15 protein-coding genes are annotated in these 16,466 nt (G+C 63.4%); 12 read left to right on the plus strand and 3 right to left on the minus strand.

What is annotated here, in order from left to right:
* Positions 1 to 6 precede the first annotated feature (6 nt).
* The 3 genes from infB to truB all read left to right on the plus strand — a co-directional run bounded on the left by infB (position 7) and on the right by truB (position 4,529).
* Entirely contained in the window at positions 7 to 2,991 is a 2,985-nt protein-coding gene (infB, locus tag ACDA63_RS02525; RefSeq protein ID WP_373661589.1) for a translation initiation factor IF-2, read from the plus strand.
* A gap of 141 nt (positions 2,992 to 3,132) precedes the next feature.
* Positions 3,133 to 3,543, plus strand: a complete 411-nt coding sequence (rbfA, locus tag ACDA63_RS02530; protein ID WP_373661590.1) for a 30S ribosome-binding factor RbfA — start codon at positions 3,133 to 3,135, stop codon at positions 3,541 to 3,543.
* A 68-nt stretch (positions 3,544 to 3,611) separates the two neighbouring features.
* On the plus strand, positions 3,612 to 4,529 hold the full coding sequence (gene truB / locus ACDA63_RS02535; protein ID WP_373661591.1) for a tRNA pseudouridine(55) synthase TruB: 918 nt from the start codon (positions 3,612 to 3,614) through the stop codon (positions 4,527 to 4,529).
* A gap of 125 nt (positions 4,530 to 4,654) precedes the next feature.
* Here truB and ACDA63_RS02540 read toward each other — a convergent pair whose 3' ends face one another.
* Complete coding sequence (locus ACDA63_RS02540; protein ID WP_373661592.1) at positions 4,655 to 7,603, minus strand: Rne/Rng family ribonuclease; 2,949 nt, start codon at positions 7,601 to 7,603, stop codon at positions 4,655 to 4,657.
* A 610-nt stretch (positions 7,604 to 8,213) separates the two neighbouring features.
* On the opposite strand from ACDA63_RS02540, the gene ACDA63_RS02545 reads away from it, so the two are divergent.
* Genes ACDA63_RS02545 through ACDA63_RS02560 form a run of 4 tightly spaced genes read left to right on the plus strand, consistent with a single transcriptional unit; the run spans position 8,214 to position 11,160 of the window.
* Positions 8,214 to 9,224, plus strand: a complete 1,011-nt coding sequence (locus tag ACDA63_RS02545; RefSeq protein ID WP_373661593.1) for an RluA family pseudouridine synthase — start codon at positions 8,214 to 8,216, stop codon at positions 9,222 to 9,224.
* Entirely contained in the window at positions 9,217 to 9,882 is a 666-nt protein-coding gene (locus ACDA63_RS02550; RefSeq protein WP_373661594.1) for an HAD-IA family hydrolase, read from the plus strand. Before ACDA63_RS02545 ends, ACDA63_RS02550 begins: the two co-directional genes overlap by 8 nt.
* A complete protein-coding gene (locus ACDA63_RS02555; RefSeq protein ID WP_373661595.1) occupies positions 9,861 to 10,220 on the plus strand; it encodes a Rieske (2Fe-2S) protein in 360 nt (119 codons plus the stop codon). The genes ACDA63_RS02550 and ACDA63_RS02555 overlap by 22 nt, the downstream gene beginning before the upstream one ends.
* Complete coding sequence (locus ACDA63_RS02560; protein ID WP_373661596.1) at positions 10,213 to 11,160, plus strand: S49 family peptidase; 948 nt, start codon at positions 10,213 to 10,215, stop codon at positions 11,158 to 11,160. Before ACDA63_RS02555 ends, ACDA63_RS02560 begins: the two co-directional genes overlap by 8 nt.
* Before the next feature lie 73 nt (positions 11,161 to 11,233).
* Here ACDA63_RS02560 and ACDA63_RS02565 read toward each other — a convergent pair whose 3' ends face one another.
* Positions 11,234 to 11,947 carry an SAM-dependent methyltransferase gene (locus ACDA63_RS02565; protein ID WP_373661597.1) on the minus strand — a complete coding sequence of 238 codons (714 nt, stop codon included), beginning with the start codon at positions 11,945 to 11,947 and terminating at the stop codon, positions 11,234 to 11,236.
* A 1-nt stretch (position 11,948) separates the two neighbouring features.
* A complete protein-coding gene (locus tag ACDA63_RS02570; protein WP_373661598.1) occupies positions 11,949 to 12,542 on the minus strand; it encodes a nucleoside triphosphate pyrophosphatase in 594 nt (197 codons plus the stop codon).
* 80 nt (positions 12,543 to 12,622) lie between these two features.
* Here ACDA63_RS02570 and ACDA63_RS02575 point away from each other — a divergent pair, with 80 nt between their 5' ends.
* The 5 genes from ACDA63_RS02575 to fabD all read left to right on the plus strand — a co-directional run bounded on the left by ACDA63_RS02575 (position 12,623) and on the right by fabD (position 16,460).
* Positions 12,623 to 13,156 (plus strand): DUF177 domain-containing protein, encoded by a 534-nt coding sequence (locus tag ACDA63_RS02575; RefSeq protein WP_373661599.1) that lies wholly within the window; start codon positions 12,623 to 12,625, stop codon positions 13,154 to 13,156.
* A 59-nt stretch (positions 13,157 to 13,215) separates the two neighbouring features.
* Positions 13,216 to 13,395, plus strand: coding sequence for a 50S ribosomal protein L32 (gene rpmF, locus ACDA63_RS02580; protein WP_373661600.1), 180 nt, complete (start codon positions 13,216 to 13,218; stop codon positions 13,393 to 13,395).
* A gap of 98 nt (positions 13,396 to 13,493) precedes the next feature.
* Entirely contained in the window at positions 13,494 to 14,528 is a 1,035-nt protein-coding gene (gene plsX / locus ACDA63_RS02585; protein ID WP_373661601.1) for a phosphate acyltransferase PlsX, read from the plus strand.
* Positions 14,525 to 15,487: a beta-ketoacyl-ACP synthase III gene (locus ACDA63_RS02590; RefSeq protein WP_373661602.1), complete on the plus strand. Its 963-nt coding sequence runs from the start codon at positions 14,525 to 14,527 to the stop codon at positions 15,485 to 15,487. The genes plsX and ACDA63_RS02590 overlap by 4 nt, the downstream gene beginning before the upstream one ends.
* Before the next feature lie 43 nt (positions 15,488 to 15,530).
* On the plus strand, positions 15,531 to 16,460 hold the full coding sequence (gene fabD / locus ACDA63_RS02595; protein WP_373661603.1) for an ACP S-malonyltransferase: 930 nt from the start codon (positions 15,531 to 15,533) through the stop codon (positions 16,458 to 16,460).
* Positions 16,461 to 16,466 lie beyond the last annotated feature (6 nt).

A 16,466-nucleotide genomic window follows, 5' to 3' on the forward strand; every position in this document is an offset into this window, starting at 1 on the left:
TTAAGTATGGCGCAAATGAGCGTGGCGGATTTCGCCACCGAACTGAAAATGCCGGCACCTGTGCTGCTTGAACAGTTCCAGAAGGCTGGCGTCGCCAAGGCCGGAGAAAAGGATGCTGTGAGCGAGCAGGATAAGGCGCGCCTGCTTGACTACCTGCGCCGCTCGCATGGCGAGACGGCGGGCAAATCCAAGATCACGCTGACGCGCAAGCAGACCAGCGAGATCAAGGCATCCGACTCCACGGGCCGAGCCCGCACCATCCAGGTCGAAGTGCGCAAGAAGCGCACCTTCGTCAAGCGTGATGACACGGCGGACGAGGGCGTGCTGGCGAGCGAAGGGCAAGAAGAAGCGCTGGTCGCCGCACCGGATGTCGTCGAGGAACCCATCCAGGTGGTTGCTCCCGAGCCGGTCGTTGAAGAGGCTGTGGTCGCCGAGCCCGAAGTGCTGGCTGTCGAACCCGAACCGGTTGCTGAAGTCATTGTCGAGCCTGAACCCGAACCGCAGCCGGAACCCGAACCCGAGCCGGTTGTTGAAGCCGCGCCCGAACCTGAGCCCGTGCCCGAGCCGGAGCCCGAAGTCGAATCCGTCGCCGAAGATGCGACCGAAGCCGCTGCGGCATCGCCCTCTGGCCCCCGTTCGTTCCTGACCGAACGCGACATCAAGCGACGCGAAGAAGAAGCTCGTCGCCAGGCCAAGCTGCGTGAGCTGCAAGAAGCCGATCTGCGCGCCAAGCAAGAGCGCGACGCCGCCCGTAAGGCTGCGGAAGAGGCTCGCAAGGTTGCTGAAGAAGCCGCCCGTGCCAAGGCCGCTGCCGATGCCGCCCGCAAGGAAGCCTCCGCCGGTGCGCCCGGCAAGAGCGGCACCCTGCACAAGCCTGCCAAGACGGAAGACAAGGGCGCCAAGAAGGCAGTCGCCGGCAAGGAGAAGACCGGCGGTTCCTTCCAGGACGAAAACTCCAAGCGCCGTACCATCAAGACCCGTGGTGACGCGGGCGGTGGCACGGGCAACTGGCGTTCGGGCCCGCGCGCCGGCGGTCGTCATGGCCGTCAGCAAGACAGCGGTTCCAGCTTCCAGGCGCCGACCGAACCGGTGGTGCGTGAAGTGCACGTGCCGGAAACCATCTCCGTGGCGGACCTCGCCCACAAGATGTCGGTGAAGGCGACCGAGGTCATCAAGAAGATGATGATGCTGGGCCAGATGGTCACCATCAACCAGGTGCTGGACCAGGAAACCGCCATGATCGTGGTGGAAGAAATGGGCCACACTGCGGTCGCCGCGAAGCTGGACGATCCGGAAGCCTTCCTCGATGAGTCCGCACAAAAGGATGTCGAAGAACTCCCGCGTGCGCCGGTCGTCACCGTCATGGGCCACGTCGACCACGGCAAGACCTCGCTGCTGGACTACATTCGTCGCACCAAGGTGGCGGCGGGCGAAGCCGGCGGCATTACGCAGCACATTGGCGCGTACCACGTCGAGACGGAGAAAGGCATCATCACCTTCCTCGACACCCCGGGTCACGTCGACCACGGCAAGACCTCGCTGCTGGACTACATTCGTCGCACCAAGGTGGCGGCGGGCGAAGCCGGCGGCATTACGCAGCACATTGGCGCGTACCACGTCGAGACGGAGAAAGGCATCATCACCTTCCTCGACACCCCGGGTCACGAGGCCTTTACGGCCATGCGTGCTCGCGGTGCGCAAGCGACTGACATCGTGGTGCTGGTGGTTGCCGCCGACGACGGCGTGATGCCGCAGACGCGTGAAGCCATCCACCACGCCAAGGCGGCCAACGTGCCCATCGTTGTGGCGATCAACAAGATCGACAAGCCCGAAGCCAACCCGGACCGCGTCAAGCAGGAGCTGGTTGCCGAAGGCGTGATCCCCGAAGAATATGGCGGCGACGCCATGTTCATGCCGGTGTCAGCCAAGGCCGGGACAGGCGTCGATGCGCTGCTCGACGCGATCCTGCTGCAAGCCGAAGTGCTGGAGCTGAAGGCTCCGGTGGAAGCGCCTGCCAAGGGTATCGTCATCGAAGCTCGCCTGGACAAGGGCCGTGGTCCGGTGTGCACGCTGCTGGTTCAGTCCGGCACGTTGCGTCGTGGCGACGTGATCCTGGCCGGTGCGACGTTCGGCCGCATCCGCGCGATGCTGGACGAAAACGGCAAGCAGATCGCCGAAGCCGGTCCGTCGATTCCGGTCGAAGTGCTGGGCCTCTCGGACGTGCCGGGAGCCGGTGACGAAGTCATGGCGCTGTCGGATGAGCGCCGTGCGCGCGAAATCGCGCTGTTCCGCCAAGGCAAGTTCCGCGACGTGAAGCTGGCCAAGCAGCAAGCCGCCAAGCTCGAGAACGTGTTCGACCAGATGAAGGACGGCGAGGTCAAGACGCTGCCCCTCATCGTCAAGGCCGACGTTCAGGGCTCGCAAGAGGCGCTGGTGCAGTCGCTGCTCAAGCTGTCGACGGACGAAGTTCGCGTCAATGTCATCCACGGTGCCGTGGGCGCCATCACCGAAACCGACGTCAACCTGGCGCAGGCTTCCGGTGCAGTGATCATCGGCTTCAACACGCGTGCCGATGCGGGTGCGCGCAAGCTGGCCGAATCGTTCGACGTCGATATCCGTTACTACAATATCATCTACGACGCGGTCGATGAGATCAAGGCGGCCTTGTCGGGGATGCTGGCTCCGGAGAAACGCGAACAGGTCATCGGCGAAGTCGAAATCCGCCAGATCTTCCGCATCTCGAAGGTCGGCGCGATCGCCGGTTGTTACGTGCTCGACGGTGTCGTGCGCCGCAACTCGCTGGTGCGCCTCATCCGCGACAACATGGTCGTCTTTACGGGCGAACTCGATTCGCTCAAGCGCTTCAAGGATGATGTCAAGGAAGTGCGAGCCGGCTTTGAGTGTGGTTTGTCGCTGAAGAACTACAACGACATCCAGGAAAGCGACCGGTTGGAAGTGTACGAAATCCAGGAAATCGCGCGCACGCTGTAAAGCACCGCTCGCGCGTGGGCCGGCGCTCGCCGGTCCGCCCGGATTACCCGCGAAGCGCACCACGGCATCCGCCCGGTGCGCTTTGTGGTTTTTGCAAGAAGCATTGTGCGGCGCCCTCGTTGTGCCGCCTGGAGCAACACCATGCCAAAAGATTATTCGCGCAGCTCGCGCGTGACCGAGCAGATCCGTCGAGAACTCGCCGAACTCATCCGGCTTGAAGTGAAGGATCCGCGTGTCGGCTTTATTACGTTGACCGACGTCGAGATCAGCGCTGACTACGCCCACGCAAAGGTGTTCTTTACGTCCATGAAAGGGCGTGAGGGACTGGACGAGATTCTGATTGGCCTGCGCCGCGCCAGTGGATTCCTGCGCCGCGAGCTGGGTCGCCGCGTGCGCATTCACACCACGCCTGAACTGCATTTCGTTTATGACGAATCGGTGGAGCGCGGTTCGCACCTGTCGGCGCTGATCGACAAGGCGCTGGAGACTTCGTCTGTCGAAGAAGAAGCGGCACCCGATCCTGATCTGCAGAACACCGGCAAGAAAGACTGATCGCCCGCGTTCGTTGCTGGCGGTCGCCAGTGATCGATGCGACGATTGGGACGCCTGATCCTATCTCCATGAGTAAAGCTTCCATGCGCCGCCGCTGGCAGCAGGTCGACGGCGTTCTGCTGCTCGACAAGCCGCGCGGTTTGAGTTCCAACGACGCACTCCAGAAGGCGCGTCGCGTCTTCCAGGCCGCCAAGGCGGGCCACACGGGTACGCTCGATCCGCTGGCGACAGGCCTGTTGCCGGTGCTGTTCGGCGAGGCGACCAAATTCTCGAATCTGCTGCTGGATTCGGACAAGACCTACGAAGCTACGCTTCAGCTTGGTGTGACCACCACGACGGGTGACGCCGAAGGGGAAGTGCTCGACACCCGGCCGGTGACGGTGGACGAAGCAGCCATCCGCGCTGTGTGTGCGCGCTTCATCGGCCCCATCAGCCAGGTGCCGCCGATGTATTCCGCACTGAAATACGAGGGCAAGCCGCTGTACGAGTACGCACGGCAGGGCATCCACATCGAACGACCCGCCCGTGAGATCACAATCCATGCGCTCGACGTACGCCGCGTCGCGGGTTCGCAGATCGATATCGTCGTGCATTGCTCGAAGGGCACGTACATTCGCACGCTGGCCGCGGACATCGGCGCTGCGCTTGCATGTGGCGCACACCTGACCGCGCTGAGGCGCACGCAGAGTGGTGGCCTCGATGTGGCTGACGCATACACGCTTGAAGGCTTGCTGGCGATCGAGGAGAGCGCACGAAGCAACGTTCTGCGCCCCGTCGATAGCTTACTTGCGCATCTGCCGCGCATCGATCTGGAGCCCGCGCTCGCGACACGTTTCGGCCACGGACAGGCGTTGCGTGCGCCGATCGACGCGCGTGGCCCCGTGCGCGTGTACGGCGAGCGCTTCATTGGAACGGGCGTGATCGACGAAGGCGGCGCGCTGCGTCCGCAGCGACTCGTCTCCCAGATCGATACCGACGCCGACTAAGGACCTTGCCGACCGGGCAACAAAAAGCCGCCACGTGAGAACGAGGCGGCTTTTTTTCGCGTGTCACGCGGAGCATCGAAGCGACCTTCCGGCCGCTGTCCGCTCCGCGCGGACATGTAGTGCGATCAGTTGCGCGTTTCGACTTGCTGCAACGGTTCTTCGCTGGCTGCGGCCGCCGGACGAGAGCGACGGCGAGCCGGGCGCGGAGCCGGTGTCTCTTCAGCGATAACGGGCGCCTTGGCCGTGCCGGGCACGGTTTCGACCATCTCAAGGCTGCTTTGGGCCAGGATGGCTTGCAGATCGAACGCTGCCGGAGCGACTGCCGCCGGGGCGACCGGAGCCTCTTCAGGCAAGGCCGGAGCGGTTTCTGCCACGACGGCCGGAACGGGTTCAACCGGTGCCGGTTCGGCAGCGACTTCCGTGGCGGGCGCCCCTTCGACTGCTACCGTCGGCATCGGCGTTTCAACGGCAGGAGCAAACACCAGATCTGCCGTAGGCGCCGGTTCGGTGACCGGAGCCGGCTCATGGGCTGCTGGGACCGGAACTGCGTCAGCGACAGGCGGCGCTTCGCGAACGGTTTCGACGCTGGCCACAGCGGCCTCGCGTTGCAGTTCGGCGGTGGTTTCCGTTGCGACTGCTTCGGTGACCACTGCCGGTTGTTCGACAGCGCTCACGGTCTCGCCGTGCGCGATTTCCACAGCGGCGGTGGCAGCTGCCGGCGTGGATTGGACTTCTGCAGCAATGCCTTCTGCCTCGACGCCCTCTGCGCCAGACTCGACGACACCCTCTGCCGTTGCCGCTGCGTTTTCGCCACGGCCACGACCACGGCCGCGACGGTTGCGGCGACGGCCGCTGCCTTCGCGTTGCTCGCCTGCCACGGTTTCGACGCCGGCGGTGGTTTCTTGCTCGGCGGCGCCTTCATTGACGGCAACCACGGCTTGCACGGCCAGCGCTTCCTCGCGGGCTTCGCGCGCCTCGCGGCTTTCACGCGGCTGGCGCTCGCGGCGTTCGCGCTGCGGCTTCTGTTGTTGCTGGGCGCCTTCGGCGGCTGCGGCAACTTCAGGGCGTTCCTGACGCGGCTGCTTTTCCTTACGTTCGCGCTGTTCGGTGCTGGCCTGGCGAGCTTCGTTCCGATTGCGCTCACCACGTTCTTCGCGGCTCTGGCGCTCTTCGCGTTGCGGACGCTCCTGACGCTGTTCGTCGCGACGATTCTGGCCCTGCTGGGCTTGGGCTTCGCGACGGCCCTGGCCTTCACCGCGCTCGCCACGTTGCTTGCGCTCGCCGCGTTCGCCGTCGCGGCGACGCTGGCCGTCACGACGGCCGTTGCCGTTGCCCTTGGCTGGTGCGGCGGGTGCCTGAGCCGCTTGTGCCGGTTCGCCGCGCAGCCATTCCATGATGCGTTGGAAGAAGCCCTTGGACGGGGCGGCCTCGGCCTTGGACGGTGCTGCCGCCACCGGTGCAGGCTGCGCAGGCGTGATGCCTTTGATGGCGGCTTCCGGGGCCTTTGCGGGTTTTTCCAGGTTGGCCGAGGGCGGCACGTAAGTCGCGTTGGCCGGTGTCGTGGCCATGCGATAGCTGGGGATTGCCGTCTCGTCCTGGTTGAGCTGGTCGTGGCGCAGGCGGATGATCTCGTGCGCCGGCGTTTCGAGGTGGCGGTTCGGGACGATCAGCAGGTTGACCTTGTGGCGCAGCTCGATCTTGGCGATGTCGTCGCGTTTTTCGTTGAGCAGGAAGGTGGCCACGTCGACCGGCACCTGACAGTGCACGGCGCCCGTGTTTTCCTTCATCGCTTCTTCTTCAAGGATGCGGACGATGTGCAGCGCGGCCGATTCCGTCGAGCGGATATGGCCGGTGCCCGTGCAACGCGGGCAGGTGATATAGCTGGTCTCGGCCAATGCCGGGCGCAGACGCTGGCGCGATAGTTCGAGCAGGCCGAAGCGGCTGATCTTGCCGGTCTGCACGCGGGCGCGGTCATAGCGCAGCGCGTCGCGCAGGCGGTTTTCGACTTCGCGCTGATTGCGTGGGTTTTCCATGTCGATGAAGTCGATGACGATCAGCCCACCCAGGTCGCGCAGGCGCAACTGACGGGCGATTTCGTCGGCGGCTTCGAGGTTGGTGCGAGTGGCCGTGTCTTCGATGTCCGAGCCGCGCGTGGCACGGCCGGAGTTCACGTCGATCGACACCAGTGCTTCGGTGTGGTCGATGACGATGGCGCCGCCGGAGGGCAGATTCACCTGGCGTGAGTAGGCCGATTCGATCTGGTGCTCGATCTGGAATCGCGAGAACAGCGGGACGTCGTCGCGGTAGCGCTTGACGCGGTTCGCAGTGCCCGGCATCACATGCGACATGAATTGCTGGGCCTGCTCGAAGATCTCGTCGGTGTCGATGAGGATTTCGCCGATGTCAGGCTGGAAGTAATCGCGGATGGCGCGAATGACGAGGCTGCCTTCCTGGTAGATCAGGAAAGCGCCGGTCTGCGCCTGTGCCGCGCCTTCGATGGCACGCCACAGTTGAAGCAGGTAGTTCAGGTCCCATTGCAGCTCGTCGGCGGAATGGCCGATGGCCGCGGTACGGGCGATCATGCTCATGCCGGAGGGGACTTCCAGCGCGTCGAGCACTTCGCGCAGTTCGGCGCGCTCGTCGCCTTCGACGCGGCGCGAAACACCGCCGCCGCGCGGGTTGTTGGGCATCAGCACCAGATAGCGGCCGGCCAGCGAGACGAAGGTCGTCAATGCGGCGCCCTTGTTGCCGCGCTCGTCCTTTTCAACCTGGACGATGAGCTCCTGGCCTTCGCGCAGGGCTTCCTTGATGGTGGCGCGCGAGGCGTCGACACCTTCCTTGAAATAGGCGCGGGAGATTTCCTTGAAGGGCAGGAAGCCATGACGCTCTGCGCCATAGTCGATGAACGCGGCTTCGAGGCTGGGCTCGATGCGCGTGATCACGCCCTTGTAGATGTTGCTCTTGCGTTGTTCCTTGGTGGCCGATTCGATATCGAGATCGATCAATTTCTGACCATCTACGATTGCGACGCGCAGTTCTTCGGCCTGCGTCGCGTTGAAAAGCATGCGCTTCATGTAGTTCTTCTCCCGCGCGCGAAACACGGGGCGCACAGAATCCTTGCCGCCTCGGGGTATGTGAGGCGGCGCATTCAGTCAGCTTGTCGGAGTCCGGGTTGGCATCGAGTCCGTGGGGCAGAGTGAAAACAGGGTTCAGTGAGTCTTCTTACACCTTGGAGCCAGGCATCCAGGCCGGCGTTCCAAGGCGGCAATATCTGCGTTCGCGCGCTAAATGGTGTCGATCAAATTGGTTTCGTATTACCATCGCGGCCCCATCCGGATGCGGATGCGGGAGCGGCGTGCGTTGCCGGCGACTGACCGAGGTCGTTATCGAATGACGTGATTCCGCGCGCGGAACAAGCAGGTGCGGCGAGGGCGGTGACCGGGGCCGGATCGTCTTGCCGTGGGCCTCGCGCTCGGGGAAGAATCGACCTGAGGGGCGCACTGCATTGGCACGGTCTGGAGCGCATATGTGCGGCGGAACGGGAATACCGCGTTCGACGGCCTGCAACGCTCGTGACCAGCTGACTGGAAATCCCGGACCGGTGACGCTCTCATGCACGGCAGACCGCGCGGATAACGCCAAGGACTCAGAGCCTGGACAACTGCCGCAGTATATTGGAAAAACATGACTATAGGCAAAGCCCATCCGGCGGAATCCCGCAGCACAGCGACCGTTCGCAAAGTGAGCATCGGCGAAGAAGATGCCGGGCAGCGGATCGACAACTTCCTCCTTCGCGAATGTAAGGGCGTGCCCAAGAGCCACATCTACCGCATCCTGCGTTCGGGCGAGGTGCGGGTGAACGGCGGGCGGGTGGCCCAGACATACCGTCTGGCGGCGGGTGACGAGGTACGTATCCCGCCCGTAAGGGTAGCCGAACGGCAGCCGACGGCGATTCCCCGCTCCGCCTTGGCCACCCCGCTGGAAGTGGTTTTCGAGGACGAGGCCCTGTTGGTGATCAACAAGCCGGCGGGTCTCGCAGTGCATGGCGGCAGTGGTGTGAGTTTTGGTGTCATCGAGCAATTGCGTCAGCAACGGCCGACCGCGAAGTTTCTGGAACTGGCGCATCGGCTGGACCGCGAGACTTCGGGCCTGCTCATCGTCGGTAAGCGCCGCTCCGCACTCAACGCCGTGCAGGACCAGATGCGCGCCGGGAAGATCGAGAAGCGCTACCTGACCATGGTGGCGGGGCGCTGGATCAATCCGATGCAGCATGTGAAGCTCGCTCTGCACAAATACCTGACGGAGGACGGCGAACGCCGCGTGGTGGCCAGCGAAGACGGCAAGCCGGCGCACAGCATCGTGCGTCTGCTCAAGCGTTGGGAGTCGTACAGTCTTCTGGAAGTCGAGCTCAAGACCGGCCGAACGCACCAGATCCGCGTGCACCTGCAGTCGCTCGGCTTTCCACTGTTGGGTGACGACAAGTATGGTGACTTTGCGCTCAACAAGGCACTGGTCAAGGAAGGCTTGCCCCGCATGTTCCTGCACGCGGCCATCCTGCGCTTTGCCCATCCGGTCAGTGGTCAGACGCTGGAACTGACTGCGCCGTTGCCGGCACAATTGCAGGACTTCGTCGCCCGGGTCGATGCGCAGCAGCGCAGCGATTTCACCAAGAAGGACCACGCAACGCATGAATGAGAGGGATCGCCGCTTCGACCTGATCGTGTTCGACTGGGACGGCACGCTGATGGATTCGACCTCGCTCATCGCACGGTCGCTGCAGGCTGCCTGTCGCGATCTGTCGCTGACTGTGCCGACGGTTGAGCAGGCCAATCACGTGATCGGGCTTGGCTTGGCCGAAGCCATTCATTACATCGCGCCCCAGTTGCCGCTGGCCGACCATTCGCGCCTGGCCGATCGCTATCGCCATCACTATCTTGGGCAGGACATCGAGTCCGAACTCTTCGTCGGTGTGCCGGAGCTGTTGGCCGAATTGCGCGATGCGGGCTACAACCTTGCCATTGCGACCGGCAAGGCGCGGCGAGGGCTCGATCGTGTGCTGACGCACACCGGCTTGCAGTCGCTCTTTCATGCGACGCGCTGTGCCGACGAGACTTTTTCCAAGCCGCATCCGCAGATGTTGCTCGAATTGATGGATGTCCTCTTCGTTGAGCCCGGACGCACGCTCATGATCGGCGACACGACGCATGATCTACAGATGGCTCGCAACGCTGGCACGTACGCCCTGGGCCTGACGCAGGGGGCGCATCCTGCCGCCGAACTGGCTGAGCTCGAACCGCTGGCGGTCCTGTCTTCCATCGTCGAACTGCGGACATGGTTGCGCACCAACAACTGATTTGTGCTTCTGCGGATCTGGTCGACGGTGGCGATGGCGTGCGGTTTGTTGTCGCGACCGACCGTGGTGAGGCTGCGGCTTTCGTGGTTCGCCATGAGGGGTGTGCGCACGCCTACCTGAACCGCTGTGCCCACGTGTCCGTAGAGCTCGACTGGACGCCCGGCCAGTTCTTTGATGAATCGGGTTTATACTTGGTTTGCGCAACTCATGGCGCGCTCTATGAGCCGTCGTCGGGGCGTTGCGTCGGCGGGCCTTGCACCGGCGCCCGCCTGCAAGGGCTAGCAGTGGAAGAGCGCGACGGTGCCATCTATCTATCAATGACTCCCCCTAATGAGTGATCTGAACGAACCCGGCTGGGAACGCAAACTGCTCGAAAAACTGGCCTTCGAGAATCTCAAAGAAACGCGCCGCCGTCGCCGCTGGGGTGTTTTCTTCAAGCTTGTCGGCTTTGCTTACGTGGGCTTCATTCTCTTCCTGACCTGGGCCTGGCAGAACGGCACTGATTCAGTCAGCGACGGCGCGGCGCATACCGCGATGGTCGAGATGAACGGTGCCATTGGTGTTGGCGATGCAGTCAACGCAGAACAGGTGAATCTCGCCCTGCAATCGGCGTTCGAGGACGCCGGGACCAAGGGCGTGATCCTGCGAATCAACAGTCCAGGCGGCAGTCCTGTGCAGGCTGGCATGATCAACGACGAAATCCGGCGCCTGCGCGCCAAGTACAAGGACATTCCGCTGTACGCGGTGGTCGAGGATATCTGTGCCTCCGGTGGCTATTACGTAGCCGCCGCCGCCGACAAGATCTTCGTCGACAAGGCCAGCATCGTCGGTTCGATCGGTGTGCGCATGGACGGATTCGGCTTTACTGGCGCGATGGAGAAGCTGGGTGTCGAGCGCCGCCTGGTAACGGCTGGCGAAAACAAGGCTTTTCTTGATCCGTTCTCACCGCAGGATCCGAAGCAGGTTCAATTTGCGCACGACATGCTCGAAGAGATCCACCAGCAGTTCATCGATGTCGTCCGCAAAGGGCGCGGCGCCCGCCTGCATGAGACGCCCGACATGTTCTCCGGCCTGTTCTGGACGGGCTCGAAGAGTATCGAACTGGGTCTTGCTGATGCCTACGGCACGGTGGACTCCGTTGCACGTGACGTAATCAAGGCCGAAGAGGTGCGCGATTACACGCAGCGTGAGAATTTTGCCGAGCGTTTCGCCAAGCGTTTCGGGGCGGAAGTGGCAGGTGGTGCGACGCAGGCATTGAGCCGCGTGGGTATCAAATAACCCGCCATGTCGCGTGGCAGGACAAAAGAAAGGGGCATCTGCGGATGCCCCTTTTTGTTTGTGTGCTGCACGGTCAGCTTGCCAGGAGCAGGAAGACTGTGGGCTGTCGTGCGAGGTCCGGCCGGGAGGACTTCTTCCATGCGCCGATCGAGCGAGTGGAGACCCACTCGTCGGACGTCGTCAGTGCGCGCGCCACGCATAGCAGCGTGCTCGGTTCGCAGGCCTGGAGCAGGGCGTCGAACATTGCGTCGTTGCGGTAGGGCGTTTCGATGAAAAGCTGTGTGCGCTGCAACTTGGCCGATTCGCGTTCGAGTTGCTTGATGCGTTGCGTGCGTTCGCCAGCGGCGACCGGCAGGTAGCCATGGAACGCAAAGCTCTGGCCATTCAGGCCCGACGCCATCAGTCCGAGCAGCAGTGACGAGGGGCCCACCATCGGTGCAACGCGGATTCCACGCTCGTGTGCGCGCCGGACGACCAGCGCGCCGGGGTCGGCGACGGCGGGGCAGCCGGCTTCGGACATCAGGCCGATGTCGCGGCCCTCGCGCGCCGGAGCAAGCAATTCGTCGAGAGTGCGGCCATCAAGCCGTTCGGGTAGCTCGGTGATCGTGAGCGACTGGATCGCCGCGGGATGACCAAGGCGCTTGATCTCCGCGCGGGCGGTCTTGGCGCGCTCGACAATGAAACAATCGAGCTTACCGAGGACCGCCGCGACGCCGGCGGGCTGAGTGCTGGCGACGTCCGACGGGCCAAGGCCTACTGGAATCAGGTAGAGCGTGCCGGTCGCCATGTCAGGGAACCTGCACGCCTTGCGCCTGGAGCATTCGCGCAAGTGCGATCAGCGGCAAGCCGACCAGCGCATTGGGGTCGTCGCCGCGCATGTATTCGAGCAGAGCAATGCCAAGCCCTTCGGATTTGGCGCTGCCGGCAACGTCCAATGGGCGTTCGCGTTCGACGTAGCGGATGATTTCATCGTCAGTCAGCTTGCGGAAGCGCGCTTCGGTCGGAACGGCGTCCAATTGATGCTGGCCGCTCGCGGTGTCCAGCAGGCAGAGCGCCGTATGGAAAACAATCGTGCCGCCGCTCATGACGCGCAGCTGAGCAATCGCGCGCTCGATCGTGCCCGGTTTTTCAAACCGTTCGTCGCCACGGTAAGCGACCTGGTCGCTACCGATGACGAGCGCGTTCGGAAACTGCGCCGCGACAGCCTGGGCCTTCTGCAGCGCTAGGCGTTCCGCAGTGCGGGCCGGGTGCTCGCCGGGCAGAGGTGTCTCATCTACGTCCGGGCGGGCCGTTTCGAAGGGCAGGCCGAAGCGTTCGAGGAGCTCACGACGATAGCGCGAGGTGGAAGCCAGCACGATCTGGCGCGTGGAACTGTTGGACATGGCATACTCGCCGCCGCACGCAAGCACGACGATGGACGGGCTTTGACAGAGATAGCCAAAAATAATACCATTCGCCGTTTATGTCGCACCAGCAGAACGATACGCCGGCCACAATCGCCGACCCATTCGAATTCGCACGCCGTGGCGGGCGCATCGAAGGGGTGGTGGATGCTGCCGGGTTGCCGCGCCTGATCGACATGCTGCGCTCCACCGCGAGCCAGCCTGTGGGTTATGTGGTGACGGGCGAATCGGAGAAAAGCGCGCTGGGCGAAAAGCTGTTCCTGCATGTCCAGGCCGGCGGCGAGCTGGTGTTGGGCTGTCAGCGCTGCCTGGAAGAGCTGCCCTACGTCGTAGACGTGGATGCACGCTTGTTGTTGGTGTCGGCCGACGAGCCGCTGCCTGACGATGAACTGGAGGACGATAGTCACGATCCGGTTCACGCCGGGCGTGATTTCGACGTGCGGCAGGCGTTGGAAGAAGAATTGATTCTGGCGTTGCCGCTGGCGCCGGTGCATGACGTATGCGATGCCCCGGTCGAAGCGGTGCGCGATGAAGACGCTTCACCGTTTGCGGCTCTCAAGAGCCTCAAGCGCGGGAAGCCGGATTCACAATAAGTTAAAGCAGCTCGGTCTCGCCGAGCGAGATTGAGTAGAGCGTTTTAAGGAGCAATATCATGGCCGTTCAACAGAATAAAAAGTCCCCGTCCAAGCGTGGCATGCATCGCGCCCACGACTTTCTGACCGCGCCGGCAACGGCCGTCGAACCGACCACGGGTGAAGTCCACCTGCGTCACCACATTTCGCCGACGGGCTTCTACCGCGGCAAGAAGGTCCTCAAGACCAAGGGCGAATAACTCGCCTGTCACTCGCAAAAAAAGCCACGTGGCACGCCGCTGCGTGGCTTTTTGTGCGGTGAACGCATCAAAACTCCCCGCAACAACGCTAAGCCGAGATGGAAATCACCATCGCGATTGACTGCATGGGTGGCGATCATGGCCCCTCAGTCACGCTTCCGGCCGCCATCGAATTCCTGCGCGACGACCACGACGCCCGGGCCATCCTGGTTGGCTTGCCTTCCGCCTTTGAAGGCAAATACGCTCAGGCGCTGGCCCAATTTGGCGATCGCGCCATCGTTCGCCACGTGACCGAAGTGGTCGAAATGGACGACGCACCGGCTGTGGCCATGCGCGTCAAGAAAGACTCATCGATGCGTGTCGCGATCGATCTGGTCAAGTCGGGCGAGGCCGGGGCCGCCGTGTCGGCGGGCAATACCGGCGCACTGATGGCCATCTCGCGCTTTGTACTGAAGACCCTGCCGGGCATCGATCGGCCGGCGATTGCCACGATCCTGCCAGCGATGAAGGGCCACACCTATGTGCTGGACCTCGGTGCCAACGTCGATTGTTCGGCCGAACATCTGCTGCAGTTCGGGCTGATGGGCGCCATGCTGGTCGAAGCGCTCGAACACCGTGAACGCCCCACCGTAGGCCTGCTCAACATCGGCGAAGAAGAAATCAAGGGCAACGAAGTCGTCAAACAGGCGGCCGATCTGCTGCGCGAAAGCGGCTTGAATTTCTACGGCAACGTCGAAGGCAATGACATCTACAAGGGCACGACCGACGTGGTCGTGTGTGATGGCTTTGTCGGCAACGTCGCGCTCAAGGCTTCCGAAGGCCTGGCCCAGATGATCGCCACCACGCTGCGCGAGGAATTCACGCGCAACTGGCTGACCAAGGTCATGGGTCTGCTGACGATGCCGATCCTCAAGGGCTTCAAGCACCGCGTCGACCATCGCCGGTACAATGGCGCCAGTCTTCTCGGCTTGCGCGGAGTGGTGGTCAAGAGTCACGGTTCGGCCGACAGCTTTGCCTACCTTCAAGCGCTGCGCCGGGCGGCCGAGGCTTCCCGTAACCGCCTCATCGAGCGTATCGAGCATCGCATGAACGAATACGTCTCTGAGCACAGCAAAGCGGCCCAATCAGCATGATCTTTTCCCGTATCGCGGGCACCGGTGGCTACGTGCCGGGTGCTCCCGTCAGTAACGACGACCTGGTTGCACGCGGCATCAATACTTCGGACGCCTGGATCATCGAGCGCACGGGTATCCGTCAGCGGTATATCGCCGACGGCGAAACCACCAGCCAGTTGTCGATCAAGGCCGCCCAGCGCGCGCTCGAGGCTGCCGGTTGTTCGGCTGCCGATATCGATCTGGTCGTGCTGGCGACCACCACGCCAGACATGACCTTTCCCAGCACCGCGTGTCTGGTGCAGGCGGAGCTGGGCGTGCCGGCGGGCGCCACCGCTTTCGACGTCCAGGCGGTGTGCAGCGGCTTTGTGTACGCGCTGACGATCGCCGACAAATTCATCCGTTCCGGCAGCCACAAGCGTGCGCTGGTGATTGGCGCCGAAACCATGTCGCGCCTGATCGACTGGAACGATCGCTCCACCTGTGTTCTGTTCGGCGACGGTGCCGGCGCCGTGGTGCTGGAAGCCTCGGATCAGGCAGGCATTCTTTCGTCGGCCCTGCATGCCGATGGCAGCCACAGCAACATCCTGTACGCCAGCGGCGCCATCTCGGCTGGTCAGATCGCCGGCTCGCCGTTCCTGTATATGGATGGTCAGTCCGTGTTCAAGCTGGCGGTGCGCCTGCTGAGCGACGTGGCGATCGAAGTGCTTGAGCAGGCCAACATGCCACAGGCCGATCTCGACTGGTTCATCCCGCACCAGGCCAACATCCGGATCATGAATTCCGTGGCGAAGCGCCTGGAGTTGCCCGCTGCTAAGGTGGTAGTGACCGTCGATCAGCACGGCAACACCTCGGCTGCATCCGTCCCGCTGGCGCTGGATGCCGCGATCCGTGACGGCCGGATCCAGCGCGGACAATCCGTCCTCTTGCAGGGCGTGGGTGGCGGTTTTACGTGGGGCGCCGTGCTGGTGCGCTACTGAGACGACGAATCCGATTCCCGAATCTGTTTTCCAGGACTGAAACGTGAAGAAATTTGCGGTCGTTTTTCCCGGTCAGGGCTCCCAGTCGGTCGGCATGATGGCGCCTTATGGCGACCTCGCCGTCGTGCGCGAGACCTTCGCCGAAGCCTCCGAAGCGCTGGGCCAGGATCTGTGGCAGATGGTGGCCGAAGGCCCCGCTGAGCTGATCGCCCAGACGGTCAACACCCAGCCCATCATGCTGACAGCCGGCATCGCCGTGTGGCGCGCCTGGCAGCAACAGAACGGCGCTGCGCCGGCCATGGTTGCGGGCCACAGTCTTGGTGAGTATTCCGCGCTTGTGGCGGCAGGCGTGATCAAGTTCGCCGACGCCGTGAAGCTGGTGCGGTTTCGCGCCCAGGTGATGCAGGAGGCCGTTCCTGCCGGGGTGGGGGCCATGGCTGCCATTCTCGGCCTCGAGCCGGCCGACATCGAAAAGGTGTGCGCTGAATCGGCACAGGGCGAAGTCGTCTCCGCCGCCAACCTGAATTCCTCCGGTCAGATCGTCATTGCCGGCCATGTCGGTGCCGTCGAGCGCGCCATGGCTGCGGCCAAGGCGGCCGGCGCCAAGCGTGCAGTCCAGTTGCCGGTCAGCGCTCCGTTCCATTGCACCCTGATGAAGCCGGCGGCCGAAAAGCTGGCTGTGCGACTGGCCGAAGTCGATTTCGCCGCGCCGTCCATTCCGGTCCTGAACAACGTCGACGTCGCGTTGCCGACCGACCCGGCGACCATCCGTGATGCGCTGGTCCGTCAGGCGTATAGTCCGGTGCGCTGGATCGAAACCGTGCGCGCCATGCGTGCGGCTGGCATCGAAGCGGTATATGAATTCGGTCCGGGCAAGGTTCTTGCCGGCCTGGTCAAGCGTATCGAAGGTGATCTCGAAATCGAGGCGATCGTCGATGCGGACAGTTTCAAGCGCGTGCTCGAAGCCGCCTGATAAGGA

Source organism: Uliginosibacterium sp. sgz301328 (assembly GCF_041807905.1).
Classification (GTDB): domain Bacteria; phylum Pseudomonadota; class Gammaproteobacteria; order Burkholderiales; family Rhodocyclaceae; genus JBGVSA01.

What these genes read in the sequence shown, in the direction of transcription:
- ACDA63_RS02540 (WP_373661592.1), bottom strand. Translation starts at nt 7,603, where the DNA reads ATGAAGCGCATGCTTTTCAACGCGACGCAGGCCGAAGAACTGCGCGTC.
- ACDA63_RS02590 (WP_373661602.1), top strand. Translation starts at nt 14,525, where the DNA reads ATGATCTTTTCCCGTATCGCGGGCACCGGTGGCTACGTGCCGGGTGCT.
- ACDA63_RS02560 (WP_373661596.1), top strand. Translation starts at nt 10,213, where the DNA reads ATGAGTGATCTGAACGAACCCGGCTGGGAACGCAAACTGCTCGAAAAA.
- ACDA63_RS02575 (WP_373661599.1), top strand. Translation starts at nt 12,623, where the DNA reads ATGTCGCACCAGCAGAACGATACGCCGGCCACAATCGCCGACCCATTC.
- ACDA63_RS02550 (WP_373661594.1), top strand. Translation starts at nt 9,217, where the DNA reads ATGAATGAGAGGGATCGCCGCTTCGACCTGATCGTGTTCGACTGGGAC.
- rbfA (WP_373661590.1), top strand. Translation starts at nt 3,133, where the DNA reads ATGCCAAAAGATTATTCGCGCAGCTCGCGCGTGACCGAGCAGATCCGT.
- ACDA63_RS02555 (WP_373661595.1), top strand. Translation starts at nt 9,861, where the DNA reads ATGGTTGCGCACCAACAACTGATTTGTGCTTCTGCGGATCTGGTCGAC.
- ACDA63_RS02545 (WP_373661593.1), top strand. Translation starts at nt 8,214, where the DNA reads ATGACTATAGGCAAAGCCCATCCGGCGGAATCCCGCAGCACAGCGACC.
- rpmF (WP_373661600.1), top strand. Translation starts at nt 13,216, where the DNA reads ATGGCCGTTCAACAGAATAAAAAGTCCCCGTCCAAGCGTGGCATGCAT.
- plsX (WP_373661601.1), top strand. Translation starts at nt 13,494, where the DNA reads ATGGAAATCACCATCGCGATTGACTGCATGGGTGGCGATCATGGCCCC.
- truB (WP_373661591.1), top strand. Translation starts at nt 3,612, where the DNA reads ATGAGTAAAGCTTCCATGCGCCGCCGCTGGCAGCAGGTCGACGGCGTT.
- ACDA63_RS02570 (WP_373661598.1), bottom strand. Translation starts at nt 12,542, where the DNA reads ATGTCCAACAGTTCCACGCGCCAGATCGTGCTGGCTTCCACCTCGCGC.
- ACDA63_RS02565 (WP_373661597.1), bottom strand. Translation starts at nt 11,947, where the DNA reads ATGGCGACCGGCACGCTCTACCTGATTCCAGTAGGCCTTGGCCCGTCG.
- infB (WP_373661589.1), top strand. Translation starts at nt 7, where the DNA reads ATGGCGCAAATGAGCGTGGCGGATTTCGCCACCGAACTGAAAATGCCG.